Below are 25,204 nucleotides of genomic sequence, written 5' to 3'. Positions count from 1 at the left end.
ACCTGCGTGGCGACGTCCCCAATGAGGGAGGAGAAGGTGCCGGTGGCCTGCGCGACGGGGGAGTCGCGCACGAGGATGCGGAAGCCGTCGGTGTTGAGCTCGATGTACTCGAGCAGGGCCAGCGCGGTGCGCTCGACGATCCGCTTGGGGTGCCCACCGGTCTCGAGCGCACCGCTCAGCGCGGCCAGCAGCTGCTGCAGCTCGCGGTCGACGATGACGGCGTACACGCCCTCCTTGCCGCCGAAGTGCTCGTAGACGACGGGCTTGGAGACCTTCGCACGGGACGCGATCTCCTCGACGCTCGTGCCCTCGAAGCCCTTCTCGGCGAAGAGCTCGCGACTGACGTCGAGCAGCTGCTCCCGGCGCTGTCCGGCGGTCATCCGGGCGCGGGACGTGCGAGATCGGTCACTGGTCACCCGCCCATCATGCCTGGCGGGTCCGACAGGCGGGCCGGCTGCCCACGCGGCCTGGCACACTAGGCGCTGCGCCGCCCGCGGCGCGGTCCGCCCTGGTGTAACGGCAGCACACAGGCCTTTGGTGCCTTGAGGTCCGGGTTCGAATCCTGGGGGCGGAGCGCCCAGACGTCTCAGCATGACAGGACCGGCACGGGACCGGCCGCTCGTGCGCCGGGATAGAGTGGTGAGCGCACAAAGCCCGGGGACCACCCGAGCAGGACCCGACGAGGGAGCCGACACGCGTGAGTGCCCAGCCAGCCGCCGTCATCGTCCTTGCCGCAGGTGAGGGCACCCGGATGAGGTCCAGGACCCCTAAGGTCCTCCATCGCATCGCCGGCCGCAGCCTTCTGGGCTTCGCACTCCGCGCCGGCGCCGAGCTCGACCCGCGGCGCCTCGCCGTCGTCGTGCGCCACGAGCGGGAGACCGTCGCCGCGCACGCCGAGGAGCAGCTGCCCGGTGTCGTCGTCGTCGACCAGGACGCCGTGCCCGGGACCGGCCGCGCCGTCCAGTGCGCCCTCGGTGTCCTCGACGGCCTCGAGGAGGCCGGCGCGGCGCTCCTGTCCGGCGCCAGCGCGTCCGGCGGCGGACGGCTCGAGGGCCCCGTCGTCGTCACCGCCGGCGACGTCCCGCTCCTCGACTCCGCCACCCTGCAGCAGATGCTGGCGGCGCACGAGGCGGACGGCAACGCCATCACCCTCCTCAGCACCCGACTGCCCGACCCTTACGGCTACGGGCGCGTCGTGCGCGACGACAGCGGCGACGTCGTCGCGATCGTCGAGGAACGCGACGCCACCGCGGAGCAGCGTGAGATCGACGAGATCAACGCCTCGATCTACGTCTTCGACGCCGACGTGCTGCGCGACGCCCTCACCCGCGTCGACGACGCCAACGACCAGGGCGAGGTCTACCTCACCGACGTCGTCGCCCTCGCCCACGGCGACGGCAAGCGCGTGCGTGCGCTCGTCGTCGAGGACGAGTGGCTCGTCTCCGGCGTCAACGACCGCGCCCAGCTCGCGGCGCTCGGCACCGAGCTCAACCGCCGGATCGTCACCGAGTGGATGCGGGCCGGCGTCACCGTGGTCGACCCCGCCACCACGTGGGTCGACGTCGACGTCCGCCTCGGCCGTGACGTGACCATCCACCCCGGCACCCAGCTGCACGGCACGACGACCGTCGACGACGGCGCGGAGATCGGTCCCGACACCACCCTGCGTGACGTCGTCGTCGGCGCCGAGGCCACGATCGTGCGCACCCACGGCTTCAGCGCCATCGTCGGGCCGCGCGCCACGGTCGGCCCCTTCGCCTACCTGCGCCAGGACACCGTCCTGGGCGAGGGCGGCAAGATCGGCACCTTCGTCGAGACCAAGGACGCCAAGATCGGCGCCGGCTCCAAGGTCCCGCACCTGTCCTACGTCGGGGACGCGGAGATCGGGGAGGGCACGAACATCGGCGCCGCCTCCGTCTTCGTCAACTACGACGGCGTGCACAAGCACCGCTCGAAGGTCGGCAACGGGGCGCGCACCGGCTCGGACAACATGTTCGTCGCGCCGGTGACCGTCGGTGACGGCGCCTACACCGGTGCCGGCACCGTCCTGCTCAAGGACGTCCCGCCCGGCGCGCTGGCCGTCAACTCCATGGCCCAGCGCAACATCGAGGGCTGGGTGCTGCGGCGCCGGCCCGGCACCCCCTCCGCGGAGGCCGCGAGCAAGGCGCTCGGGGCCGACGAGGAGCGGGAGCTCTCCCCCCAGGCACGGGCCGAGCTGGCCCGCGGCAACCACGGCAGCGCCGTCCCCCGCGACGGCGACGCCTCCACCGACACGACCGGGAGCGGCACCGAGCGATGACAGGCATCACCTCACGCGGCGAGAAGCGACTCGTCCTGGTGTCCGGACGGGCGCACCCCGCCCTGGCGAACGCCGTCTCCCGCGAGCTCGGCACCGAGCTCGTCCCCACCACCGCCTACGACTTCGCCAACGGTGAGATCTACGTCCGCTTCGAGGAGAGTGTGCGCGGCTCGGACGCCTTCGTGCTCCAGTCGCACACGGCGCCGATCAACCAGTGGCTCATCGAGCAGCTGCTCATGGTGGACGCGCTCAAGCGCGCCTCGGCCAAGCGGATCACGGTCATCGCGCCCTTCTACCCCTACGCCCGGCAGGACAAGAAGCACAAGGGCCGCGAGCCGATCTCTGCGCGCTTCATCGCCGACATGTTCAAGACCGCCGGCGCGGACCGTCTCATGTCGGTGGACCTCCACGCTGCGCAGGTGCAGGGCTTCTTCGACGGGCCGGTCGACCACCTGTGGGCGATGCCAATCCTCACCGACTACGTGCGCTCGCGGGTCGACACGAGCAACGTCACCGTCGTCTCCCCGGACGCCGGCCGCATCCGGGTGGCCGAGAAGTGGGCCGAGAAGCTCGGCGGCGGGCCGCTCGCCTTCGTCCACAAGACCCGCGACATCACCCGGCCCAACCAGGCGGTGGCCAACCGGGTGGTCGGTGAGGTCGAGGGGCGCACCTGCGTGCTCGTCGACGACCTCATCGACACCGGCGGCACGATCGCCGAGGCCGTCAAGGTCGTCAAGGCGGCCGGGGCGCGGGACGTCATCGTCGCGGCGACCCACGGCGTGCTCTCCGACCCCGCCGCCCAGCGGCTGAGCGAGTGCGGGGCGCGGGAGGTCGTCATCACCGACACCCTGCCGCTGGACGCGAGCAAGCACTTCCCCCAGCTCACGGTGCTGCCCATCGCCCCGCTGCTGGCCCGCGCGATCCGCGCGGTCTTCGACGACGGCTCGGTCACCAGCCTCTTCGACGGCAACGCCTAAGCCGCCGGACCCGGGCGCCCGCCCGCGCCCGCCGCCAGCCGCCCCACCTCCACCTCCACCTCCACCTCCGCCGGGCCGAGCGCAGGCGAAAGTGACGACCGCGGGGGAAACGACACCCGCGGTCGTCACTTTCGCCTGCGGTCGCGGATCGGGGGGGCCTGCGGTCGAGGATCGGGTGGTGCTCCACAGTGGCGGGCGAGTGGCGAGCGCTCCACCGGGCCGCGCCTCGCCCGCACCGGGCGGGCGGGAGGTGCTCCACTCTGGCCCGATGAACCAGCCACTTCCCACACTGCTTCGGACCCGACAGGCAGTCTCTCGGGGAGTCGACCCCAGGAAACCTGCCTCCCAGTTCGTCAAGGTCCGGCACGGGACCTATCTGCCACGTGAGGAGTGGGAAGCCGCCGGGAAGGAGCGGCGGTACGAGCTCTACGTTCGGGCAACCGTCGAGTCCATGAAGATCACGGCACCCCTGGCCCGCGAGTCCGCAGCGGTCCTCCTCGGGCTCCCGGTCATCGGTGGGTGGCCGACGGTCACACACGTCGTGGAGGAGGCCGGGTCAGGAGGTCGGGGCAGCGCCCACGTGGTGCGCCATGGGACCCGGTACCTGCCCGAGGTGATTCTCGTCGACGCCATCGCCATGACATCGGCGGCGCGCACCGTCGTTGATCTGGCACGGGTGCGGAGCTTCGCCTCCGGCCTGGCGAGCGCTGACCATGCCCTGCGGCACGGCCTGGTGACCACCGCGGAGCTTGAGGCCGAAGTCCAGCGGCTCGCCGGGACCCGTGGCATCCAGCGTGCCCGCGCCGTCATCGAGCATGCGGACGGACGTGCAGAGTCTGTCGGTGAGTCACTGAGTCGCGCGCAGATGATCACATTGGCGGTGCCCCTGCCCGTGTTGCAGGAGGAGTTCTTCGACGAGAACGGCTTCATCGGCCGCACCGACTTCTGGTGGCCGGAGCTAGGCCTTTGCGGTGAGTTCGACGGCTTCGTGAAGTTCGGACGCGAGCTCGCGTCCTCCGACGAGGACGCGCGCGAAGCGCTCTGGAAGGAGAAGCAGCGCGAGGACCGGTTGCGCCGGCTGGGCAACGGTGTGGCCCGTTGGATCTGGGACGAGGCCTACCGCCTCGAGACGTTCGCGCGCCTGATGGCATCGGCCGGCCTCGCGCCGGGCAGCGACCGCAGGTGAAACCGCCGAGCGCGCCTGCGGTTCGGGTAGCGGTCGTCACGTTCGCCTGCGCTCGGTCGGGCGGCCTACCGGCGGGGCGCCGGGGTCGGGTACCATCGACAGGTTGCCTCGGCGAGGGAGTTCGGACACCGGCTCCGTGATCGACGCGGTGGCGCCTCCGGGTGCCGCGTGTCCTCCCGCGCCCAGGTGCTGCCGCCGTCCGACGCCAGACATGGAGACCCTCGTGGCCGACAACCAGACCCTCACCGCAACGACCCGCACCGAGTTCGGCAAGGGCGCCGCCCGCCGCACACGCCGCGCGAACCGCATTCCGGCCGTCCTCTACGGGCACGGCGAGGCCCCCCAGCACCTCGCGCTCGAGTCCCATGCGACCTTCCTCGCGCTCAAGGACAACGCCAACGCGCTCCTCACCCTCGTCATCGACGGCAAGGAGCAGACCGCCCTCGCCAAGGACATCCAGCGCGACCCGGTCCGCCGCACCATCGACCACGTCGACCTCGTCATCGTCCGCAAGGGCGAGAAGGTCACCGTCGAGGTCCCGGTCCACGTCGTCGGCGAGTCGGCTCCCGGCACGATCTACCAGGTCGAGCTGCAGAGCCTCACGGTCACCGTCCCCGCCACGAGCATCCCCGAGCTCGTCGAGGTCTCGATCGAGGGCCTCGAGGACGGCGCGATCATCCGCGTCAGCGACATCCCCCGCCCCGAGGGCGCGACGATCGACGTCGACCCGGAGCACGAGGTCGTCATCGTCTCGACGCCGCGTGTGTCGGCCGACGACCTCGCCGCCGACGAGGCGTCCGCCGAGGCCGGCGCCTCCGCCGGCGCGGACTCCTCCGAGGCCTGATGCCCTGAGCCCACGTCACGCCCGGACCGCCGGGCGTGACGTGGGCTCACGTCTGTGCAGGGAGAGACATGAACGACACCTGGCTCGTCGTCGGGCTCGGCAACCCCGGCCCGAAGTACGCGGGCAACCGGCACAACGTCGGTCGCATGGTCATCGACGTCCTCGCGCGCCGCGCCGGCAGCTCGCTGACCAGTCACAAGGCGCGCGCCCACGTGGCCGACGCGCGCCTCGGCGTGCTGCCCGGCGGCGCCCCCGGCCCGCGAGTGGTCCTCGCCATCCCCGGCACGTACATGAACCTCTCCGGCGAGCCCGTCAGCGCGCTCCTGCGCTTCTACGACATCCCCGCGGAGCGGCTCCTCGTCGTCCACGACGAGCTCGACCTCCCACCGAGCACGCTGCGCGTCAAGCGCGGCGGCGGCGAGGGCGGGCACAACGGGTTGCGCTCCATCTCCGCCTTGACCGGGACCAGGGACTACGTGCGACTGCGCGTGGGCATCGGGCGCCCTCCGGGCCGGATGGACGCCGCGGACTTCGTCCTGCGTGACTTTGCCCCTGCCGAGCGGCCCGAGCTCCTCGTCACCTTGGAGGAGGCGGCGGACGCCGTCGAGCAGGTCGTCACCGAGGGTCTGGAGAAGGCGCAGCTGCGCCTCCACACCGCCTGAGGGTCACTCGAAGCGAGACGTGTCGCCCGCCCCGGCCCGTGCCACCTCGGGCGCGCCGCCGGTGAGGTCGACGACGGTGGTCGGTTCGACCGACGCGACGGGTGCGTCGACGACGACGTCGACAAGGTGCCCGATCTCGTCGTTGACGACCCAGCCCTCCGACATCGTCTCCGCGGTGTCCGGCAGGATGAGCGTGGACGTGAGCATCGGCTCCCCGAGGTCGGAGAGGATCGCCAGGGCCACGCGGTGGTCGGGCACCCGCACGCCCACGGTGAGCTTCTTCGGCTGGAGCATCATCCGAGGCACCTCCTTCGTCGCTCTGACGATGAAGGTGTAGGGCCCGGGGGTCAGCGACTTCACCAGGCGGAACCCGGCGTTGTCGAGGATGACGAAGGTGCCGGCCTGCGCGAGGGTCGCGCACATGAGCGTGAAGTGGTGCTTGTCATCCAGGCGGCGGATCGTGCGGATCCGGTCGAGGGCCTCCTTGCTGCCCAGCCGCGCACCGAGCGCGTACCCGGAGTCGGTCGGGTAGGCGATGAGGCCGCCGTCGCGCAGCACCTCGGTGACCTGCGCGAGGCGGCGCGGCTGGGGGTCCTGGGGGTGGAGCTCGACGTAGCGCGCCATCGGCCCAGTGTGCCGCAGGTCGCCTCGGCCGGCAGCGGAACAGTGCGCGCTCGCCGGGAGGTGCTCGCCGAGCCGCCGTAGAATCGTGGGGTTCCCCCGCTCCGGACGAGGATGCGGGGCGCCTGTGCTGCCCACCCGCGAAGGACCCATGCGACTCACCGGACTCATCCCTCCGCTCCTCGCCGACCCCGCCTTCGCCCAGGCGGTCGCTGCGGCCTCCCAGGGGGGCGAGCGGGCCGTGAGCATCCCGCTCGGCGTGCGTGCCGCCCTCGTCGCCGCGATCGCCCACGCCGACCGGCCCGTCGTCATCGTCACGGCCACCGGCAGGGAGGCCGACGACGCCGTGGCAGCCGTCCGCAACTTCCTCCCCGCCGACGACGTCGCGGTGCTGCCCTCGTGGGAGACCCTCCCGCACGAGCGGCTCTCCCCGCGCAGCGACACCGTCGCCCGCCGTATCGCGGTCTTCCGCCGTCTGGCACACCCGGGCACCGGGCGCACCGGCCCGATCCGGGTGCTCGTCATGCCGGTGCGGGCACTGCTGCAGCCGGTCATCAGGGGCCTCGGAGAGCTGCAGCCGGTCGAGCTCGAGGTCGGTGACGAGCGCAGCCTCGAGGACGTCGCCGCCGGCCTGTCCGCGGCTGCCTACTCGCGCGTCGACATGGTCGAGTCCCGTGGCCAGTTCGCCGTTCGCGGCGGCATCCTCGACGTGTTCCCGCCGGCCGAGAAGCACCCGATGCGGGTGGAGTTCTGGGGCGACACCGTCGAGGAGATCCGCTGGTTCTCCGTCGGGGACCAGCGCAGCCTGGACGTCGCCGAGCACGGCCTGTGGGCGCCGCCCGCCCGCGAGATGCTCCTCACCGACACGGTCCGCGCCCGCGCCAAGGCGCTCGTCGCGCAGATGCCGGGGGCCGCGGACATGCTCGAGCGGCTCGCCGAAGGCATCGCGGTCGAGGGCATGGAGTCCCTCGTCCCGCTCCTCGTCGACGGCCTCCAGCCCGTCCTCGACCTCGTGCCCGACGATGCCCTCGTCCTCATGTCCGAGCCCGAGCGCATCCGTCGCCGCGCGCACGATCTCGTGGCGACCACCGAGGAGTTCCTCGCCGCGGCCTGGGCCTCCGCCGCCGCGGGCGGCACGACGCCCGTCGAGCTGCGCAGCGCCTCGTTCGCGACGCTCGAGGACACCCACGACCTCTCGCGCAGCCGCGGCCTGGGTTGGTGGGACCTCACCAGCCTCTCCGCGGAGATGCCCGACGCCCCCGACGACGACGGCGCAGCGGACGAGGGCACCTCCGCCGTCGCCGCCCGCGACGTCGAGCCCTACCGCGGCGACGTCCCGCGCGCCCTGGCGGACCTGCGCGCCCTCACCCAGGACGGGTGGCGGCTCCTCATCACCACCCAGGGCCCGGGCCAGGCCCGCCGCATGGTCGAGCAGCTCGCCGAGGCCGACGTCCCCGCCCGTCAGGTCGAGGACGTCGTCGAGGAGCCGCCCGCCGACGTCGTCCTCGTCACGACGGCGTCGGTCCCGCGCGGCTTCGTCGCCCCGGGGCTGCGGCTCGCCGTCGTCACCGAGTCCGACCTCACCGGCCGTGCCGGCACCTCGACCAGGGACATGCGCAAGATGCCCTCGCGGCGGCGCGGCGTCGTCGACCCGCTGGCGCTGCGGCCGGGCGACTACGTCGTCCACGAGCAGCACGGCGTCGGGCGCTTCATCGAGCTCATCCAGCGCACCGTGGGCCGCGGCAAGGACGCCACCACCCGCGAGTACCTCGTCATCGAGTACGCCTCGTCCAAGCGGGGCCAGCCGGGGGACCGGCTCTTCGTCCCCACCGACTCCCTGGACCAGGTGACCAAGTACTCCGGTGGGGAGGCGCCCAGCGTCAACAAGATGGGCGGCGGTGACTGGGCGAAGACCAAGAGCCGCGCCCGCAAGGCGGTCAAGGAGATCGCGGCGGAGCTCATCCGTCTCTACGCCGCCCGCGCCTCGACCAAGGGCCACGCCTTCGCCCCGGACACGCCCTGGCAGCGGGAGCTCGAGGACGCCTTCCCCTACGTCGAGACCCCCGACCAGCTCGTCACCATCGACGAGGTCAAGAGGGACATGGAGCGGCAGATGCCCATGGACCGCCTCCTGTCCGGCGACGTCGGCTACGGCAAGACGGAGATCGCCGTCCGGGCCGCCTTCAAGGCAGTCCAGGACGGCAAGCAGGTGGCCGTGCTCGTCCCCACCACCCTGCTCGTCCAGCAGCACTTCGACACCTTCTCCGAGCGCTACGCCGGCTTCCCCGTCGAGGTGCGCGCCCTGTCGCGCTTCCAGAGCGACGCCGAGGCCGCCGCGACCCGTGAGGACCTGAGCACGGGCAAGGTCGACGTCGTCATCGGCACCCACCGCCTCCTCACCGGGGAGATCCACTTCAAGGACCTGGGCCTGGTCATCATCGACGAGGAGCAGCGCTTCGGCGTCGAGCACAAGGAGACGCTCAAGCAGCTGCGCACGAACGTCGACGTCCTCGCGATGAGCGCGACGCCGATCCCGCGCACCCTGGAGATGGCGATCACCGGTATCCGGGAGATGTCGACGCTCGCCACGCCGCCGGAGGAGCGCCACCCGATCCTCACCTACGTCGGCCCCTACGAGGAGAAGCAGGTGGCCGCCGCCATTCGGCGCGAGATGCTCCGCGAGGGGCAGGTCTTCTTCGTCCACAACCGGGTCTCCTCGATCCAGCGCGCCGCCTCGCGGATCGCCGAGCTCGTCCCCGAGGCTCGCGTGGCCGTCGCCCACGGACAGATGGGTGAGCACCAGCTGGAGAAGGTCATCCAGGACTTCTGGAACAAGGAGTTCGACGTCCTCGTCTGCACGACGATCGTCGAGACGGGCCTGGACATCTCCAACGCCAACACCCTGCTCGTCGACCGCGCCGACACCTTCGGCCTGTCCCAGCTGCACCAGCTGCGCGGCCGGGTGGGCCGTGGCCGCGACCGCGCCTACGCCTACTTCCTCTACCCGCCGGAGAAGCCGCTCACCGAGACGGCGCACGACCGCCTGACGACCATCGCCTCGCACACCGAGCTCGGCGCAGGCATCCAGGTGGCGATGAAGGACCTCGAGATCCGCGGGGCGGGCAACCTCCTCGGTGGGGAACAGTCCGGCCACATCGCCGGGGTCGGCTTCGACCTGTACATCCGGATGGTGGCCGACGCCGTCGCGGAGTTCCGTGGGGAGAAGGAGCAGGAGAAGGCCGACGTCCGCATCGAGCTGCCGGTCGACGCGCACGTGCCCCACGAGTACATCGAGCACGAGCGGCTGCGCCTGGAGGCCTACGCGAAGATCTCCGCGGCCGACGACGACGCCGCCATCGACGCCGTCCGCACCGAGCTCGCCGACCGCTACGGGCCCGTCCCCGAGCAGGTCGAGCGCCTCTTCGCGGTCGCGGCGCTGCGCATGCGGGCCCGCGCGGTCGGCCTGAGCGACATCACCGCGCAGGGCAAGTACGTCCGCTTCGCGCCGGTCGAGCTGCCCGAGTCGGCCCAGCTGCGCCTCAAGCGCCTCTACCCGGGCACCGTGCTCAAGCCCGCCGTCCGCTCGATCCTCGTCCCGTTCCCGATGACGGCGAAGGTCGCGGGCAAGCCGCTGCACGACGCCGCCCTGCTCGTGTGGGCGGGGGAGCTCATCGAGGCCGTGCTCACCTCCTCGGTCGCCGCAGCCGCCCAGGTCGCCACCTCCTGACCGGAGGGATCCGGCTGTCGACGTCGGGCGGGGAGTGCGTCCCGGCTCGGGTGCGCGGGCGTGGCGGCCCGCGCGGCGTGGCAGCCGCGGCGATGTCAGTGGTCGGTGTGAGAGTGGAAGTGACGGAAGGAGACGAGATGACCACTGCGACCGCAGAACGCACCACCACCCGCACGGCCGAGGACATCGACCGTGACGGCATCGAGGTCTACTGCCCCGAGGCCCGCGGCGCCACGCGCACCCGCCACTACTTCTGCGAGTGCTGCGGCGCCCCCGACCACGACCTCCTCTGACGAGCCGTCCTGCCCCGCCGTGGCGGGGCAGGAGCGCTCCGCGGCTCCCGTACGATGGTGCGGGCCGGTGCGCCGCCGGCCGGACGAGGGAGGTAACACGGTGACATCGACGAGGCTGAGCCGCGGCATTGCCGCAGCCACGCTGCTGGCCGCACTCGCGCTCGGAGGCTGCTCCGCGCACCCCGGCGCCGCCGCGGTGGTGGACGGAGAGCGCATCACCGAGGCAGAGCTCGCCCGCGCGGTCTCCGACTTCGCCGCCGTCACCGGCCAGGAGGTCGACTCGGTCGCCATGCTCGGCACCCTCGTCGTGGCCCCCGTTCTCATCGAGGTCGGCGCCGAGCACGGCGTGGGCGCCTCGGAGGACGAGGCCGTCGCCCTCCTCGACCAGCAGGCCGAGGTCGCCGGGCTCACCACTCCGAAGGACGGCTACGGCAGCGGCGTCATCGACGTCGCCCGCATGACCCTCATCAACCAGCGCCTCGCCCAGGCCCCCGAGGGTGCGGCCGCGGCGCAGGCCATCACCGAGCGCATCAGCGAGGCCGAGGTCGAGGTCAGCCCGCGCTACGGCGAGTTCGACCCGAGCGGCCAGATCGTCCCGCAGGCCCTGCCCTGGATCGCCACCACCACCCCGCCGGCCACCCCGCTCGGGTGACCGCCCGTGGGGGCGCCATGGCCGCCGTCGTCGCGGCCATGGACAGGCTGCGCTCGCCCGGTGGCTGCCCCTGGGACGCCGAGCAGACCCACCGATCGCTCGCGCCCTACGCCGTCGAGGAGGCCTTCGAGCTCGCCGAGGCGGCCGAGTCCGACGACCGTGACGCGCTGCGCGGCGAGCTCGGCGACCTCCTCCTCCAGGTCCTCTTCCACGCCCGCGTCGCGGAGGAGCACCCCAGCGACCCCTTCGACCTCGACGACGTCGCCCAGGTCCTGCTCGACAAGCTCGTCCGCCGTCACCCGCACGTCTTCGCCGAGGCCGACGACATCAGCTCGGCGGCCGACGTCGAGGCCGCCTGGCACGAGATCAAGAAGCGCGAGCGGACCGGGGAGGACGTCCTCGCCGGCATCCCGCTCGCCCTGCCCGCCCTCGCCCGCGCGCAGAAGGTGACCCGGCGCCTGCGCCGCGAGGGCACGGCCGACGACGCGCTGCTCGGCGAGGACTCCTCGCCCTCCGTCGTCGACGAGGAGGCCGCGGTGGGACGCGAGCTCATGGGCATGGTCCTGCGCGCCGAGGAGGCCGGCGTCGACGCCGAGGCCGCCCTGCGCGCGCACCTGCGCACGCTCCAGGACGCCCGCGGGCGGGGTCCCAGCTGACGGAGGTCCCGGTCGCATGCGCGGCACCGGGACTATCGTGGACCCGACAAGTCAGACGTCGACATGAAGGAGACATCCGTGGCCAGCATCGAGGCCGTAGGAGCACGCGAGATCCTCGACTCGCGTGGAAACCCCACCGTGGAGGTCGAGGTCGCACTGGACGACGGCACGATCGCCCGCGCCGGAGTGCCCTCGGGCGCCTCGACCGGCGCGTTCGAGGCCGTCGAGCGCCGTGACGGCGACAAGGGTCGCTACCTCGGCAAGGGCGTCCAGGACGCCGTGAACGCCGTCGTCGACGACATCGCCCCCGAGGTCCTCGGCCTCGAGGCGAGCGAGCAGCGCCTCATCGACCAGACCCTCATCGAGCTCGACGGCACCGCCAACAAGGGCAAGCTCGGCGCCAACGCCATCCTCGGCGTCTCCCTCGCCGTCGCCAGCGCCGCCGCCCAGAGCGCCGGCCTTCCCCTCTTCCGCTACGTCGGCGGGCCCAACGCCCACGTGTTGCCCGTCCCGATGATGAACATCCTCAACGGCGGCTCCCACGCGGACTCCAACGTCGACATCCAGGAGTTCATGGTCGCCCCGATCGGCGCCGCGACCTTCAAGGAGGCGCTGCGCTGGGGTGCGGAGACCTACCACTCCCTCAAGTCGGTCCTCAAGAGCCGTGGCCTGGCCACCGGCCTGGGTGACGAGGGTGGCTTCGCCCCCAACCTCGAGAGCAACCGCGCCGCCCTCGACCTCATCCTCGAGGCCATCGAGAAGGCCGGCTTCACCCCGGGCGAGGACATCGCCCTGGCCCTGGACGTCGCCGCCACCGAGTTCTTCAGGGACGACGCCTACCAGTTCGAGGGCACGGCCACCACGCCCGAGCAGATGGTCGCCTACTACACCCAGCTGGTCGCGGACTACCCGCTCGTGTCCATCGAGGACCCGCTGAGCGAGGACGAGTGGGGCAGCTGGTCCGAGCTCGTCGCCTCCATCGGCACCCGCACCCAGATCGTCGGCGACGACCTGTTCGTCACCAACCCCGAGCGCCTCGCCAAGGGCATCGAGCTCCGCTCGGCCAACTCCCTGCTGGTCAAGCTCAACCAGATCGGCACGCTGACCGAGACCCTGGACGCCGTATCCCTCGCCCAGCGCAACGGCTTTACCGCCATGGTCTCCCACCGCTCCGGTGAGACCGAGGACACGACGATCGCGGACCTGTCCGTCGCCGTCAACGCCGGCCAGATCAAGACCGGCGCGCCGGCACGCGGCGAGCGCATCAACAAGTACAACCAGCTCCTGCGCATCGAGGAGGAGCTCGACGAGGCCGGCGTCTACGCCGGACGCTCCGCCTTCCCGCGCGCCTGAGCACCAGCGCACCCCGGCCGGCCGCGCCGAGCCGCCCCACCGGCCCCAGCCGGCCCACCGGGCCCACCCGGCCCTCCCCGACCGCCCCGGTCGCGCGCGCCGCACGGCAGGACCCGGGCGAGGAGGCGACCAGCCCCACCATCACCCTGCGCGGCCTGGGGCTCTTCGTCGTCATCCTCGTCGCCTTCATCGTCCTGGCGCCCACCCTGCGTCACGCGGTGGAGCAGCAGGAGCAGCTGCGCCAGCTGAACGCGGACATCGTCGCCGCCGAGAAGCGCAACTCCGCCCTCGAGCTCGAGCTGGAGCAGTGGCAGGACGAGACCTTCGTCCAGGCACAGGCCCGCGACCGGCTCGGCTACGTCATGCCCGGCGAGCAGACCTTCCGCGTCGTGGATCCCGAGACCGTCCTCGGGGAGGACGCCGAGGCCGAGCCCGAGCAGTCCGGCGTGCCCGGGATGGCCGACGCCCCCTGGTACCTGGCGCTGTGGGAGTCGGTCTCGATGGCCGGCCAGGCGGTCCCCGGGGAGAAGCCGGCGCCGGGGGACTGAGGGTTTCGTCGCCCGCGGGTCCGTGGGTGACAATCTCCCGGTGACCGACGCGCACCCCGTCTCCCCGACCGTGACGCCCGAGGACCTCGAGGTCCTGGCCGAGCAGCTGGGCCGGCTGCCCCGCGGCGTCGTCGACATCGCCGCCCGGTGCGTGTGCGGACGCCCGCTCGTCGTGCGCACCGCCCCGCGCCTGGACGACGGCACGCCCTTCCCCACGACCTTCTACCTCACCGCCCCCGGCGCCGTGCGCGCCGTGAGCACCCTCGAGGCCGAGGGCGTCATGCGCGAGATGACCGAGCGCCTGGCACAGGACGAGGAGCTCGCCGCCGCGTACACCGTGGCCCACGAGGACTACCTCGCGCGCCGCGCCGAGCTCGGGGAGGTGCCGGAGATCGCCGGCATCTCCGCCGGCGGCATGCCCAGCCGGGTCAAGTGCCTCCACGTCCTCGTCGGCCACGCCCTCGCCGCCGGCCCCGGCGTCAACCCGCTGGGTGACGAGGCCCTCGAGCTCATCCGCCCCCGCTGGCGGGCCGACCGGTGCACCTGCGGCGAGGGGAGCGAGCGATGAGCCGGGTCGCCGCCATCGACTGCGGGACCAACTCGATCCGCCTCCTCATCGCCGACGTCTCGCGCCGTGGCCCGCTCGTCGAGGTCGTCCGCGAGATGGAGGTCGTGCGTCTGGGGCAGGGCGTGGACCGCACCGGCATGCTCGACCCCGCGGCGCTCGAGCGCACCCTCACCGCGGTGCGCCGCTACGCCGAGATCTGCGCCGAGCACCGCGTCCAGGCCACCCGCTTCGTCGCGACCTCCGCCACCCGCGACGCGGGCAACCGCCACACCTTCGTCGACGGCGTCCGCACGCTCCTCGGGGTGGAGCCGGAGGTCGTGAGCGGGCAGGAGGAGGCCGCGCTGTCCTTCGCCGGCGCCGCGAGCGTCATCGACGCCGAGCAGGCGCGCCCGCTCCTCGTCGTCGACATCGGTGGCGGCTCTACCGAGCTCGTCATCGGGGACGACGTGCCCCGCGCCGGTGTCTCCCTCGACATGGGCAGCGTCCGGCTCACCGAGCGGCACCTGCGCGCCGACCCGCCCACCGGCAAGCAGGTGAAGGCGGCCCGCCAGGACGTCCGCGACGCGCTCGCCGAGGCGGCTGCCGAGGTGCCGCTCGCGGAGGTGCGCACCGTCGTCGGCGTCGCCGGCTCGGTCACCACCGTCACGGCCCACGCCCTCGGCCTGCCTGAGTACGACCGTGCCCGCGTCGACGGCGCCGAGCTGCCGACCCCGGCGGTGCTGGCGTCCTGCGAGGCACTGCTCCAGGCCACCCGCGAGGAAAGGGCCGCCATGGGCTTCATGCACCCCGGGCGCATCGACGTCATCGGCGCCGGCGCCCTCATCTGGGGCGAGGTCGTCGGCGCCGTCCAGCGCGCCACCGGCACCCTGCCGACGGTCCGCACGAGCGAGCACGACATCCTCGACGGGATCGCGCTCAGCCTGCGCTGACCTGCCCCGCGCAGCCGGATCGTCCATGATGGCGGGATGAGTCATGTCCCGCCGGGAAGCGGCTGGCCGGGCGACCGCGCCACCCCGCAGACCCCCGTGGCCCGCTCCGCGGCAGGCGTGCGCCGCCTCGCCGCGGGGAGCCGGGACCTCCTCACCCTCGATGCCCGCTCCACCGTCTGCCGCGCCTGCCCGCGCCTGGTCGAGTGGCGCGAGCACGTCGCCGACGTCAAGCGCCGCGCCTTCGCCGAGGAGACCTACTGGGGCCGACCCGCGGCCGGCTTCGGCGACCCGGCCGCCCACCTGCTCGTCGTCGGTCTCGCGCCCGCCGCGCACGGCGCCAACCGCACGGGCCGGCTCTTCACCGGCGACCGCTCCGGCGACTGGATCTTCGCGGCGCTGCACCGCGCGGGCTATGCCAACCAGGTGACGTCCGTGGCCGCGGACGACGGCCTGGCGCTCACCGGCGCACGCATCGTCTCCGCCGTGCGCTGCGCCCCGCCCGACAACAAGCCCACCCCCGACGAGCGGGTCGCCTGCGCCGGCTGGCTGCACCGGGAGATCACCCTCCTCGAGCCGACGACGACGGCGGTGCTCGCGCTGGGCGGGATCGCCTGGCAGGCCACGCTCGTCGCGCTCGTCGCGCTCGGCTGGCAGGTCCCGCGGCCGCGGCCGGCCTTCGGGCACGGCGCCGAGACGGAGGTCACCTCCCCGGGCGGGCGGAGGGTGAGGCTCGTCGGCTCCTACCACGTGTCGCAGCAGAACACCTTCACCGGCCGGCTCACCGAGGCCATGCTCGACGACGTCCTGGCACGCTGCCGGGCGACGGTGTGAGGCGGCCGCCCGCCTAGGATGGCCGGGCGCCGCCCCCATAGCCCAATCGGCAGAGGCAGCCGACTTAAAATCGGCTCAGTGCGGGTTCGAGTCCCGCTGGGGGCACCGACGTCCGGACCCAGTCGTCCTTTGGTCCACGCGTCCCCGTTCTCGCGGCGGATGCCCACGCGCGTGAACTCGCGCAGACTTGATCCACCAGCTCGGGCGGGCGGCTCGAGGAATGGAGATCACGATGGACGTGTCCGCGGTGCTCGAGAGTACGCGGCAGGAGGAGCGGGACGGCACGGACAACGGCGTCCGTCCCACCACCTCCCTGCTGGAGGACTCGCTCGAGGAGTTCCTGTAGCCGGAAGCGTGAGTTGGGGGACAGTACGGGTCCGCACCGCGCAAAGCGGACGCCGTCGACCTACGATCGACTCATGACTGCCTCGACCGGAACGGCCCCTGCCAGCACGCCGCGCCCGCGCCGCACGAAGCGCATCCTCATCCTCGGGGGCGGGTACATCGGCCTGTACACCGCGCTCGGTCTGCGCAAGCGGATGAGTCGCGAGGAGGTCGAGATCGCGATCGTCGACCCGCGCTCCTACATGACCTACCAGCCCTTCCTGCCGGAGGCCGCCGCCGGCGCCCTCGAGCCCCGCCACGTCGTCGCGCCGCTGCGCCGCGAGCTGCGCGGCTGCACGCTCGTCACCGGCAGCGTCTCGGAGATCCGGCACGCCGAGCGTCGTGTGGTCGTGGAGCCGGTCGAGGAGGGTGAGCCCTACGAGCTGTCCTACGACGAGCTTGTCATCGGCCTCGGGTCCGTGGCCCGCACCCTGCCGATCCCCGGTCTCGCCGAGTTCGCCATCGGCTTCAAGTGGGTCGAGGAAGCCACGGCGCTGCGCAACCAGGTGCTCGGCAAGATGGACGTCGCCGCGTCCACCTGGGACCCCGAGCTGCGCCGTCGCAAGCTCACCTTCGTCTTCGTCGGGGGTGGCTTCGCCGGCGTCGAGGCGCTCGGTGAGATCGAGGACATGGCCCGGGCTGCGTCCAAGAACTTCGACGGCATCCGACGGGAGGACATGCGCTTCATCCTCGTCGAGGGTGCCGGCCGCATCCTGCCCGAGGTGGGCGAGGAGCTCGGTGGCTACGCCATGGAGCAGCTGCGTGCCCGCGGCATCGAGATCCACCTCAACACCTTCCTCGACTCCTGCGTCGACGGGGACATCAAGCTGTCCACCGGCGAGGAGTTCGAGGCGGACACCGTCGTGTGGACCGCCGGCGTCAAGGCCAACCCTGTCCTCGGCAGCTCCGACCTCCCGCTCGACGAGCGTGGCCGGGTGCGGGCGCTGCCCACGCTCCAGGTGGTCGATGACGACGGCGTGGTCGAGGGTGTGTGGGCCGCCGGTGACTGTGCCGCGGTCCCGGACCTCACCGGCGAGCACGGCGCGACGACCGGCCCGACCGCCCAGCACGCCGTGCGCCAGGCGAAGCACCTCGCGGCGAATCTCGTGCGGGCCCTGCGCGGTGAGCCGCTGGAGGACTACAAGCACAAGAACATCGGGACCGTCGCGTCGCTCGGGCTGGGCAAGGGCGTGGCGAACGTCGGCGGGCTCAAGCTCCGCGGCCCGATCGCCTGGTTCATGCACCGCAGCTACCACATGTGGGCGATGCCGACCCTCAACCGCAAGGTGCGCATCGTGCTCGACTGGACGACCGCGCTCTTCTTCCGTCGCGAGCTCGTCGCCCTCGGCTCGCTCCAGAGCCCGCGCGCGTCCTTTGTCGCCGCGGCGACCAACGACCAGAAGAAGCAGCCCTCGCCGTCCGCGGCCAAGGAGTGAGGTGGCCCAGCCCCGCGTGGGGTCAGGCGTCGCGGCGGCGCAGCAGCACGGCCGCGGCGAGCAGGGCCACGGCGACGTAGCCGAGGAAGACGCCGTAGCCGACCCACGGGTCGAGCAGCTCGGGCATGCCCGGCATCCCCGACATGGCCTCGGTGGACCCGCCGGCGGTGATGATCCGGTCACCCGCCGCCGTCGGCAGGTAGGGGTAGATGTCGCGGAGCCAGTCCAGGCCGTTCATCGCCAGCTGCAGGACGGTGGGCAGGATGAGCAGGATCCCGACGACGACGGCGATCGCTCCGGCGGAGTGGCGCACGAGCGTGCCGATCGCCAGGCCGAAGAGACCGACGGCGGCGAGGTAGAGGCCGGTGCCCCAGAACATCCGCAGGGTGTCGGGGTCGCCGAGATCCGCGGCCCCACCCGCGTCGGCGAGCATCGGCATCGTGAGGACGTAGGCGAGGGCGATCCCGACGACGCCGACGACGAAGGACACGAGCGCGACGAGGACGGCCTTGGCGGCGAGCACCGGGAGCCGGGTGGGCACCGCGGTGAGCGAGGAACGGATCATCCCGGTGGAGTACTCGCCGGTGACGACGAGCACCCCGAGGACCGCGATGACGAGCTGCGCCATCCCGTAGGCGGTGCCCAGCACGGTGAGCCCGTCCAGCCCGACCTCCTCGGGGGCGAAGGAGCCGTCGGAGGCCACCGCACCCGCGGCAAAGGCCATGAGCACGGCGAGCATGAGCATCGCCAGCAGCGTGAGCGCGATGGTCCAGTACGTCGAGCGCAGCGACCAGAGCTTGACCCACTCCGAGCGCAGGACGCGGCCCAGGCCCACCGGCCGGACGGGGACGGTGGGGGTGGCGGCGGACGTGGCGGCGCTCATCGGGCGGCTCCTTCGGTGCGGGCGGATGTGCCGTTGCCGTGCTGCGGCTCGGAGTGGTACTCCACCTCGTCCTGGGTGAGGGTCATGTACGCGTCCTCGAGGGAGGCACGGACGGGCGTCAGCTCGTGGAGCGGGATGCCGGACGCGGCAGCGAGGTCGCCGATCTCCTCGGCGGTGCGGCCGGTGACCTCCATGAGCCCCGGTTCGGCCGGTCGCAGCGTGGCACCCGCCCTGCTGAGGAGGTCCCCGAGCTCGCCGGCGCGCGGCGAGCGGACGCGGACGGTGACGCCGCGGGTCGCGTCGATGATCTCCTGCACCGGCCCGGCGGCGATGATGCGCCCGCGCCCGATGACGAGCAGCTGGTCGGCGGTCTGGGCCATCTCGCTCATGAGGTGGGAGGAGAGGAAGACGGTGCGGCCCTCGGCGGCGAGCTGGCGCACCATCGTGCGCACCCACTTGACGCCCTCCGGGTCCAGGCCGTTGACGGGCTCGTCGAGGATGAGGGTGCGCGGATCGCCGAGCATGGCTGCGGCGATGCCCAGCCGCTGGCCCATGCCGAGGGAGAAGCCGCCGACCCGCTTGCGGGCCACCGCCTGCAGGCCGGTCATCTCGATGACCTCCCGCACCCGGGCCGTCGGTATGCCGTGCGTGGCGGCGAGGGCACGCAGGTGCTGGTACGCCGAGCGGCCGGTGTGGACGGCCTTGGCGTCCAGCAGCACCCCGACCTCGCGCAGCGGGGTGCGGTGCTGGGCGTAGGGCCGACCGTTGACGGTGACCGTGCCCGACGTCGGCCGGTCCAGTCCGACGACCATGCGCATCGTTGTCGACTTCCCGGCGCCGTTGGGGCCGAGGAAGCCGGTGACGGTGCCCGGTCGTACGGTGAAGCTCACCCGGTCGACGGCGGTCTTATCCCCGTACCGTTTGGTGAGCTCGTGGGCTTCGATCATGCGTACCTCCTTGTCCGGCCTCCACCGTAGAGGTCGGCGGGGGTGCGCCGCGACGCCCCGAAGGGGGAGATTGCGGCGCCACGTCCTCCCGCTCGTGGGGGAGGCAGGGCTCAGTCCCGCGCACGAGGCGGGAACACGGCGGGGCAGGCGCACGTTGTCATGATGCGGGCCGTCCCACGGCACCCCCCCTAGGATGGGCCGCGGACAGACCATGGCGCCGGCTCGAGCCGCGCTGCGACCAGGAGGCACTGAGTGAGCAATCCAGTCTTCGAGAACAGCCCGTACTTCGGCGAGCGCCGGCAGCAGCGGGCGACGACCCCGAACGGCTACCCCACCCACCCGGGCTACGCGCCGCAGGGCGGGACCACCTACCAGCAGCCGCCGGCGGCTGACCCCTACCAGGTCCAGCACCTCGAGAACGCCTACCAGCAGCCGGCCGCCGGCCCGGCCCAGACGGGCCGGATGACCTACGACGACGTCATCATCAAGACCGGCGGGCTGCTCGCGCTCGTCGTCGCGATGGGGGCGCTCAACTGGTTCGTCCTGGACGGCAACCCGCTGGCCACCTACGGCGGTCTCGCAGTGGGATTCGTGCTCGGTCTGGTCAACGCGTTCAAGCGGGAGCCGAGCCCGGCGCTCATCGCCGTCTACGCCGCGGCCGAGGGGCTCTTCCTCGGTGGTATCTCGATGGTCTTCGAGACCATCTACCCGGGCATCGTCCTCCAGGCGGTCCTCGCGACCGGTGCCACCTTCGTCGCCACGCTCCTGCTCTTCTCGAGCGGTGCGGTCCGCGTCACCCCGAAGCTCACGCGGTTCGTCCTCATCGCGCTCGTCGGCTACGCCCTCTTCTCCCTCGTCAACCTCGGCGTCATGCTCTTCGGCTCGGGCGACGCCGCCTTCGGCCTGCGCTCGAGCGTGGAGATCATGGGCATCCCGCTCGGGGTCATCGTCGGCGTCTTCGCCGTCGGCCTGGCCGCGATCTGCCTCATCATGGACTTCGACGCGATCAAGCGGGGCGTCGAGGGCGGCATCCCGGCCCGCTTCGCGTGGTCGGCCGCCTTCGGTCTCATCGTCACGCTCGTGTGGCTCTACATCGAGTTCCTCCGCCTGCTCGCCATCCTCCGCGGCAGCGACTAGTCCACCCGAACCCTAGCCGAGAGCCGGACTCCTCCCTGGAGGAATCCGGCTCTCGGCGTCTGGTGTGGCCGGCTGTCGACATGTCCGGAGCGCGCGGACGACGCTAGGCTTCCGGCCGTGCCCCTCTTCGACATCGATGCCGCCGAGCTGCCGCACTACCGTCCGGACGTCGCCGAGCCGGCCGACTTCGACGCCTTCTGGGCCCGGACACTGGCCGAGACTCGCGCCCACGACCTCGCCGTCGAGGCCACGCCCGTGGACGCCCACCTCACCGCGATCGAGACCTTCGACCTCACCTTCTCCGGCTTCGACGGGCACCGCGTCAAGGGCTGGTACCTGCGGCCCGCCGGGCGTGCGGGCGAGCAGCTGCCCGCCGTCGTCGAGTACCTCGGCTACGGGGGTGGGCGCGGCCTCGCCCACAGCCGGCTCACGTGGGCCGCGGCCGGCTACGCCTACGTCGTCATGGACACCCGTGGACAGGGCACCGCGCCGACGAACGGCTTCGGCGCCACCCCCGACCCTGCGGGCGCCGGCGTCGCCGCACCCGGCACGCTGACCCGGGGTATCGAGGACCCCCACGACCACTACTACCGGCGCGTCTACACCGACGGCGTGCGCGCCGTCGAGGCGGTTCGCGAGCTGCCGGGTGTGGACCCCGCACGGGTCGCCGTCACCGGCGTGAGTCAGGGCGGGGCGATCACCACCGCCGTCGCCGGGCTCATCGACGTCGCCGCCGCGATGCCGGACGTGCCGTGGCTGTCCCACATCCGCCGCGGCGTCGAGCGCGCGCCCGCCGGCCCCTTCGCGGAGGTGCGCACCTACCTGTCCGCGCACCGGCACCGCGTCGAGGACGCCTTCCGCACGCTGTCCTACGTCGACGGCGTCAACCACGCCCGGCGCGCCCAGGCGCCCGCGCTGTACTCCGTCGCGCTCATGGACCCGGTCTGCCCGCCATCCACCGTCTACGCCGCGGCCAACGTGTGGGGCGGGGACGTCGACGTCGAGGTCTACCCCTTCAACGAGCACGAGGGCGGCACGGAGTTCCAGCGCGAGCGCCAGCTGGGCTGGCTCGCCGAGCGGCTGGGCTGAGAACGGCAAGAGCCGGGCACCTTCGTGGGTGCCCGGCTCTCGTCGTCCCGCTGGTCAGTCGGCCGCGGCCGCGACGAGGTCGGGCTGCTTCTCGGCCCGCTTGGCCCGCTGCTTCTCCAGGCGGCGCTCGACGAGGAGGTAGAGCACCGGCACGAGCAGCAGGGTGAGCAGCGTCGAGGTGATGAGGCCGCCGATGACGACGAGCGCGAGCGGCCGGGAGATGAAGGCGCTCCCGCCCGTCACGCCGATCGCCATCGGAGTGAGCGCGGCGATGGTGGCCGCGGCCGTCATGAGGATGGGCGCCAGCCGGTGGCGGCCGCCCTCGACGATGCCCTGCCCCAGCGGCATGCCCTGCTTGCGGTACTGGTTGATGAGGTCGATGAGGACGATCGCGTTGGTGACGACGACACCGACGAGCATGAGGGCACCGATGAGGCCCGGCACGTCGAGCGGGCTCCCGGTGACGACGAGCATCCCGACGGCGCCGGTGGCCGCGAAGGGCACCGACACGAGGAGGACGAGCGGCTGCACGAGGGAGTTGAAGGTCGCGACCATGACGAGGTAGACGATGGCGATCGACAGCGCCAGGGCCAGGCCGAGGTTGGCGAAGGCCTCCTCCTGCTCGGCGCTGACGCCGGCCACCTCGGCGGCCACGCCGTCCGGCAGGTCGAGGGAGTCGACGGCGGCCTGGAGCTCGCTCGTCACGCTGCCGAGGTCCGAGGCGGTGGACGTCGCGCTGATGGTCGCGCTGCGCAGCCCGTCGGCGCGGGTGATGGAGACCGGCTGCTCGACCTCGCGGACCTCGGCCACCTCGGAGAGGGGGACCGGGCCCAGCGGGGTGGTGAGCGGCAGGGCGGCGAGCTCCTCGCGGGTGCTCGGTGTTTCGCCGACGTCCATGACGACGTCGTTGCGCCCGTACTCGGTGTTGATCGAGGCGACGGTCGTCCCCTGGAGGGCGGTGGACACCGTCTGCCCGACCTGGGCCTCGCTGAGCCCGAGTGCGGCGGCGGCCTCGCGGTCGACCTCGACGAGCAGCGTGGGCAGCTCGGCGGCGAGGTTGGAGGCGACGTCGGTCGTGCCCTCGATGCCCTCGACGGCCGCGAGGACGTCCGCGGCGGCGGACTCGACGTCCTCGCCGTCGGCGCCGCTCACGACGACCTCGAGGCTGCCGGAGAAGCCGGCCATGCCCGTGGCGACGGTGAGCTCGCCCGCGGTGTCGAGCTCCTCCAGGCGCGAGCGCAGCTCGTCCTCGGCGGCGACGGCGTCGGCCTCGAGGTCGAGGGTGATGGAGAAGGTCGTCTCACCACCCGCCCCGAAGAAGGCCATGGCGGAGTCCCCGGAGCCACCGGTCACCTGGTAGGTGTCGACGGCGTCGAGGCCGGCGACGACCTCCTCGACCTCCTGCGCAGCGGCGTCGGCGGACTCGAGGGAGGTGCCCGCCGGCAGGGCCTGCGTGACGGACAGGGTGTTCTGGCCGGTGTCGCCGATGAACTCGGTCTCGAGCTGGGTGGCCAGGCCCACCGTGCCGCCCAGGACGGCGACGGCGACGAGCACCGCGACCCACGGCCGCGCGAGGGCGGTCCGCAGCGTCCGGACGTAGGTCCGCTGGAGGGCGCCGGAGCGCTCCTTGGCCTCGGCCGCCTCCCGGACGGCGGTGGCGTCCTCCCCGGGCTTGGGCCCCCGGACGAACCAGTACGCGAGCACCGGGACGATCGTCAGCGCGACGAAGAGCGAGGCGAGCAGCGCCAGGGCCGCGGTGAAGGCGAAGGGCCGGAAGAGCTCACCGACCATGCCGCCGACGAGACCGATCGGGACGAAGACCGCGGCGGTGGCGATCGTCGCCGACGTGACGGCCCCGGCGACCTCGCGCACGGCGTCGAGGATCGCGGTGCGGCGGTCCTTGCCGTAGGACAGGTGCCGGTTGATGTTCTCGATGACGACGATGGAGTCGTCGACGACGCGCCCGACCGACACCGTGAGGGCCGCGAGCGTGAAGAGGTTGAGGGTGTAGCCGACCGTGCGCAGGCCGATGAGGGCGACGATGAGGGACAGCGGGATCGACAGCGCGGTCACCCCGGTGGGCCGCCACCTGCGCAGGAAGAGCAGGATGACGACGACGGCGAAGACGAGACCGAGCAGACCCTCGGTGGCGAGGTCCTTGATGGAGTCCTGGATGAAGGGCGCTTGGTCGAAGACGACGGTGATCTCGGCGCCGTCACCGAGCGCGGTCTCGAACTCGGGCAGGAGCTCCTGGACTCCCTCGGAGACGTCGACCGTGTTGCCGTCGGGGGTCTTGGTGACGGCCAGACCGAAGCTCGGGTCACCGTCGGTGCGGTTGAAGGAGGTCGCCTCGGCGCGCTCGGCGCTGACCTCGGCGACGTCACCGACGAGGACGGGACCGGCCTCGGTGGGCACCGGCAGCGCGGCGACGTCCTCGGCGGAGGTGAGGCGGGCACCGGTCTCCACGGACAGGGTCCGGTCGTCCTCGGTGATCGTGCCGCCCGGCACGACGGCCCCGTTGGCACGCAGCGCGTCGGCGATCGCGGTCGGGTCGACACCGGCCGCCGCGAGTGCGGCGAGGTCGACGTCGATGCGGACGAAGCGGTCCTGGACGCCGCTGAGCTGGACGTCGCGCACGCCCTCGAGGCGCTCGAGCTCGGGCACGACGACGGTGCGCAGCACCTCGGCGGCCTGCTCCTGGTCCCCGCTCGTCGCGGCGGCGAGCTGGATGACCGGGAGGTCGTCGATGCCGCCGCTGATGACCTGGGTGTCGGCCGACTCCGGCAGGACCGGCTCCAGTCGCGTGAGCGCCGCCTGGAACTCCTGCTGGGCGTTGGTGACGTCGGTGCCGTAGGCGAGCTCGAGGAGGACGACGGAGGAGCCGGCGCTCGACGTCGACGTCGTGCCCTCCAGCCCGGCGACGACGCCCGCGGCCTGCTCGACGACATCACTCACCTGCTGCTCGACGACCTCCGGCGAGGCGCCCGGGTAGGTCGTGACCGCACCGACGATCGGCAGGTCCAGGGGCGGGATGAGCTCCTGCTTGAGCGTCGTCGTCGCCCACAGCCCGCCGAGGACGGCGAGCACCGTGGCGAGGGCGACGAGGGCGCGGTTGGCGAGGCTGAACCGGGCGAGTGACGACACGAGGTCTCCGTCTGACGGCGTGGAGTAATGTAGTGGGA

The 25,204-nt window shown here is 72.6% G+C and carries 22 protein-coding genes and 2 tRNA genes; 19 read left to right on the top strand and 5 right to left on the bottom strand.

Features of this window, described 5'->3' with window-relative positions; translation table 11 throughout:
• A partial coding sequence (locus M3148_RS15775; RefSeq protein ID WP_251305688.1) for a TetR/AcrR family transcriptional regulator occupies positions 1–380 on the bottom strand: 380 nt, incomplete at its 3' end.
• A 122-nt stretch (positions 381–502) separates the two neighbouring features.
• Here M3148_RS15775 and M3148_RS15770 point away from each other — a divergent pair.
• From M3148_RS15770 to pth, 6 genes are all read left to right on the top strand, one after another.
• Positions 503–574, top strand: a tRNA-Gln gene (locus M3148_RS15770).
• Between the two features lie 123 nt (positions 575–697).
• Positions 698–2,299, top strand: a complete 1,602-nt coding sequence (glmU, locus tag M3148_RS15765; protein ID WP_308203260.1) for a bifunctional UDP-N-acetylglucosamine diphosphorylase/glucosamine-1-phosphate N-acetyltransferase GlmU — start codon at positions 698–700, stop codon at positions 2,297–2,299.
• Positions 2,296–3,276: a ribose-phosphate diphosphokinase gene (locus M3148_RS15760; RefSeq protein ID WP_251305684.1), complete on the top strand. Its 981-nt coding sequence runs from the start codon at positions 2,296–2,298 to the stop codon at positions 3,274–3,276. Before glmU ends, M3148_RS15760 begins: the two co-directional genes overlap by 4 nt.
• Positions 3,277–3,727: 451 nt before the next feature.
• Entirely contained in the window at positions 3,728–4,462 is a 735-nt protein-coding gene (locus M3148_RS15755; protein ID WP_251305683.1) for a hypothetical protein, read from the top strand.
• 223 nt (positions 4,463–4,685) lie between these two features.
• Positions 4,686–5,306, top strand: a complete 621-nt coding sequence (locus M3148_RS15750; RefSeq protein WP_251305682.1) for a 50S ribosomal protein L25/general stress protein Ctc — start codon at positions 4,686–4,688, stop codon at positions 5,304–5,306.
• A 68-nt stretch (positions 5,307–5,374) separates the two neighbouring features.
• Positions 5,375–5,968, top strand: coding sequence for an aminoacyl-tRNA hydrolase (pth, locus tag M3148_RS15745; RefSeq protein WP_251305681.1), 594 nt, complete (start codon positions 5,375–5,377; stop codon positions 5,966–5,968).
• Between the two features lie 3 nt (positions 5,969–5,971).
• On the opposite strand, the gene M3148_RS15740 is transcribed toward pth, so the two are convergent.
• Positions 5,972–6,592: an L-threonylcarbamoyladenylate synthase gene (locus M3148_RS15740; RefSeq protein WP_251305680.1), complete on the bottom strand. Its 621-nt coding sequence runs from the start codon at positions 6,590–6,592 to the stop codon at positions 5,972–5,974.
• A gap of 148 nt (positions 6,593–6,740) precedes the next feature.
• Between M3148_RS15740 and mfd the strand changes: the two genes are divergently transcribed.
• The 11 genes from mfd to M3148_RS15685 all read left to right on the top strand — a co-directional run bounded on the left by mfd (position 6,741) and on the right by M3148_RS15685 (position 17,966).
• Positions 6,741–10,316, top strand: coding sequence for a transcription-repair coupling factor (gene mfd / locus M3148_RS15735; protein WP_251305679.1), 3,576 nt, complete (start codon positions 6,741–6,743; stop codon positions 10,314–10,316).
• Between the two features lie 137 nt (positions 10,317–10,453).
• Positions 10,454–10,609 (top strand): hypothetical protein, encoded by a 156-nt coding sequence (locus M3148_RS15730; protein WP_251305678.1) that lies wholly within the window; start codon positions 10,454–10,456, stop codon positions 10,607–10,609.
• A gap of 100 nt (positions 10,610–10,709) precedes the next feature.
• Positions 10,710–11,261 carry a hypothetical protein gene (locus M3148_RS15725; RefSeq protein WP_251305677.1) on the top strand — a complete coding sequence of 184 codons (552 nt, stop codon included), beginning with the start codon at positions 10,710–10,712 and terminating at the stop codon, positions 11,259–11,261.
• Positions 11,258–11,917, top strand: coding sequence for a MazG family protein (locus M3148_RS15720; protein ID WP_251305676.1), 660 nt, complete (start codon positions 11,258–11,260; stop codon positions 11,915–11,917). The genes M3148_RS15725 and M3148_RS15720 overlap by 4 nt, the downstream gene beginning before the upstream one ends.
• Positions 11,918–11,995: 78 nt before the next feature.
• Positions 11,996–13,270 carry a phosphopyruvate hydratase gene (gene eno, locus M3148_RS15715; RefSeq protein WP_251305675.1) on the top strand — a complete coding sequence of 425 codons (1,275 nt, stop codon included), beginning with the start codon at positions 11,996–11,998 and terminating at the stop codon, positions 13,268–13,270.
• Positions 13,267–13,818, top strand: a complete 552-nt coding sequence (locus M3148_RS15710; RefSeq protein ID WP_306470007.1) for an FtsB family cell division protein — start codon at positions 13,267–13,269, stop codon at positions 13,816–13,818. Before eno ends, M3148_RS15710 begins: the two co-directional genes overlap by 4 nt.
• 40 nt (positions 13,819–13,858) lie before the next feature.
• The gene (locus M3148_RS15705) at positions 13,859–14,386 is read left to right on the top strand and encodes a DUF501 domain-containing protein (protein ID WP_251305673.1); all 528 of its coding nucleotides are present in this window, start codon (positions 13,859–13,861) and stop codon (positions 14,384–14,386) included.
• Positions 14,383–15,315, top strand: a complete 933-nt coding sequence (locus M3148_RS15700; RefSeq protein WP_251305672.1) for a Ppx/GppA phosphatase family protein — start codon at positions 14,383–14,385, stop codon at positions 15,313–15,315. The genes M3148_RS15705 and M3148_RS15700 overlap by 4 nt, the downstream gene beginning before the upstream one ends.
• Before the next feature lie 36 nt (positions 15,316–15,351).
• Positions 15,352–16,146, top strand: coding sequence for a uracil-DNA glycosylase (locus tag M3148_RS15695; RefSeq protein ID WP_251305671.1), 795 nt, complete (start codon positions 15,352–15,354; stop codon positions 16,144–16,146).
• Between the two features lie 31 nt (positions 16,147–16,177).
• Positions 16,178–16,251: transfer RNA gene (locus M3148_RS15690), tRNA-Leu, on the top strand.
• A gap of 314 nt (positions 16,252–16,565) precedes the next feature.
• Positions 16,566–17,966 (top strand): NAD(P)/FAD-dependent oxidoreductase, encoded by a 1,401-nt coding sequence (locus M3148_RS15685; protein WP_251305670.1) that lies wholly within the window; start codon positions 16,566–16,568, stop codon positions 17,964–17,966.
• Between the two features lie 22 nt (positions 17,967–17,988).
• Here the strand turns inward: M3148_RS15685 and M3148_RS15680 are convergent, their stop codons facing one another.
• Together M3148_RS15680 and M3148_RS15675 are read right to left on the bottom strand one after the other, a co-directional pair.
• Positions 17,989–18,849 carry an ABC transporter permease subunit gene (locus M3148_RS15680; RefSeq protein WP_251305669.1) on the bottom strand — a complete coding sequence of 287 codons (861 nt, stop codon included), beginning with the start codon at positions 18,847–18,849 and terminating at the stop codon, positions 17,989–17,991.
• Complete coding sequence (locus M3148_RS15675; RefSeq protein WP_251305668.1) at positions 18,846–19,796, bottom strand: ABC transporter ATP-binding protein; 951 nt, start codon at positions 19,794–19,796, stop codon at positions 18,846–18,848. Before M3148_RS15675 ends, M3148_RS15680 begins: the two co-directional genes overlap by 4 nt.
• A gap of 252 nt (positions 19,797–20,048) precedes the next feature.
• Between M3148_RS15675 and M3148_RS15670 the strand changes: the two genes are divergently transcribed.
• A complete protein-coding gene (locus tag M3148_RS15670) occupies positions 20,049–20,933 on the top strand; it encodes a Bax inhibitor-1/YccA family protein (protein ID WP_251305667.1) in 885 nt (294 codons plus the stop codon).
• A 117-nt stretch (positions 20,934–21,050) separates the two neighbouring features.
• Positions 21,051–22,022 (top strand): acetylxylan esterase, encoded by a 972-nt coding sequence (locus M3148_RS15665; protein ID WP_251305666.1) that lies wholly within the window; start codon positions 21,051–21,053, stop codon positions 22,020–22,022.
• Between the two features lie 54 nt (positions 22,023–22,076).
• Here M3148_RS15665 and M3148_RS15660 read toward each other — a convergent pair whose 3' ends face one another.
• Entirely contained in the window at positions 22,077–25,166 is a 3,090-nt protein-coding gene (locus M3148_RS15660) for an efflux RND transporter permease subunit (protein ID WP_251305665.1), read from the bottom strand.
• Positions 25,167–25,204 lie beyond the last annotated feature (38 nt).

This window comes from Georgenia satyanarayanai (genome assembly GCF_023715365.1).
GTDB classification, from domain to species: Bacteria; Actinomycetota; Actinomycetes; order Actinomycetales; family Actinomycetaceae; genus Oceanitalea; species Oceanitalea satyanarayanai_B.
Note: the sequence above shows the minus strand (reverse complement) of the source record. Positions and strands in the feature narration are given on the sequence as shown.

Bases quoted from the DNA above. Each gene is read 5' to 3' on its own strand.
- M3148_RS15700 (WP_251305672.1), top strand. From the start codon at position 14,383: ATGAGCCGGGTCGCCGCCATCGACTGCGGGACCAACTCGATCCGCCTC.
- M3148_RS15755 (WP_251305683.1), top strand. From the start codon at position 3,728: ATGAAGATCACGGCACCCCTGGCCCGCGAGTCCGCAGCGGTCCTCCTC.
- M3148_RS15675 (WP_251305668.1), bottom strand. From the start codon at position 19,796: ATGATCGAAGCCCACGAGCTCACCAAACGGTACGGGGATAAGACCGCC.
- M3148_RS15730 (WP_251305678.1), top strand. From the start codon at position 10,454: ATGACCACTGCGACCGCAGAACGCACCACCACCCGCACGGCCGAGGAC.
- M3148_RS15680 (WP_251305669.1), bottom strand. From the start codon at position 18,849: ATGAGCGCCGCCACGTCCGCCGCCACCCCCACCGTCCCCGTCCGGCCG.
- pth (WP_251305681.1), top strand. From the start codon at position 5,375: ATGAACGACACCTGGCTCGTCGTCGGGCTCGGCAACCCCGGCCCGAAG.
- M3148_RS15760 (WP_251305684.1), top strand. From the start codon at position 2,296: ATGACAGGCATCACCTCACGCGGCGAGAAGCGACTCGTCCTGGTGTCC.
- M3148_RS15695 (WP_251305671.1), top strand. From the start codon at position 15,352: ATGAGTCATGTCCCGCCGGGAAGCGGCTGGCCGGGCGACCGCGCCACC.
- M3148_RS15685 (WP_251305670.1), top strand. From the start codon at position 16,566: ATGACTGCCTCGACCGGAACGGCCCCTGCCAGCACGCCGCGCCCGCGC.
- M3148_RS15740 (WP_251305680.1), bottom strand. From the start codon at position 6,592: ATGGCGCGCTACGTCGAGCTCCACCCCCAGGACCCCCAGCCGCGCCGC.
- mfd (WP_251305679.1), top strand. From the start codon at position 6,741: ATGCGACTCACCGGACTCATCCCTCCGCTCCTCGCCGACCCCGCCTTC.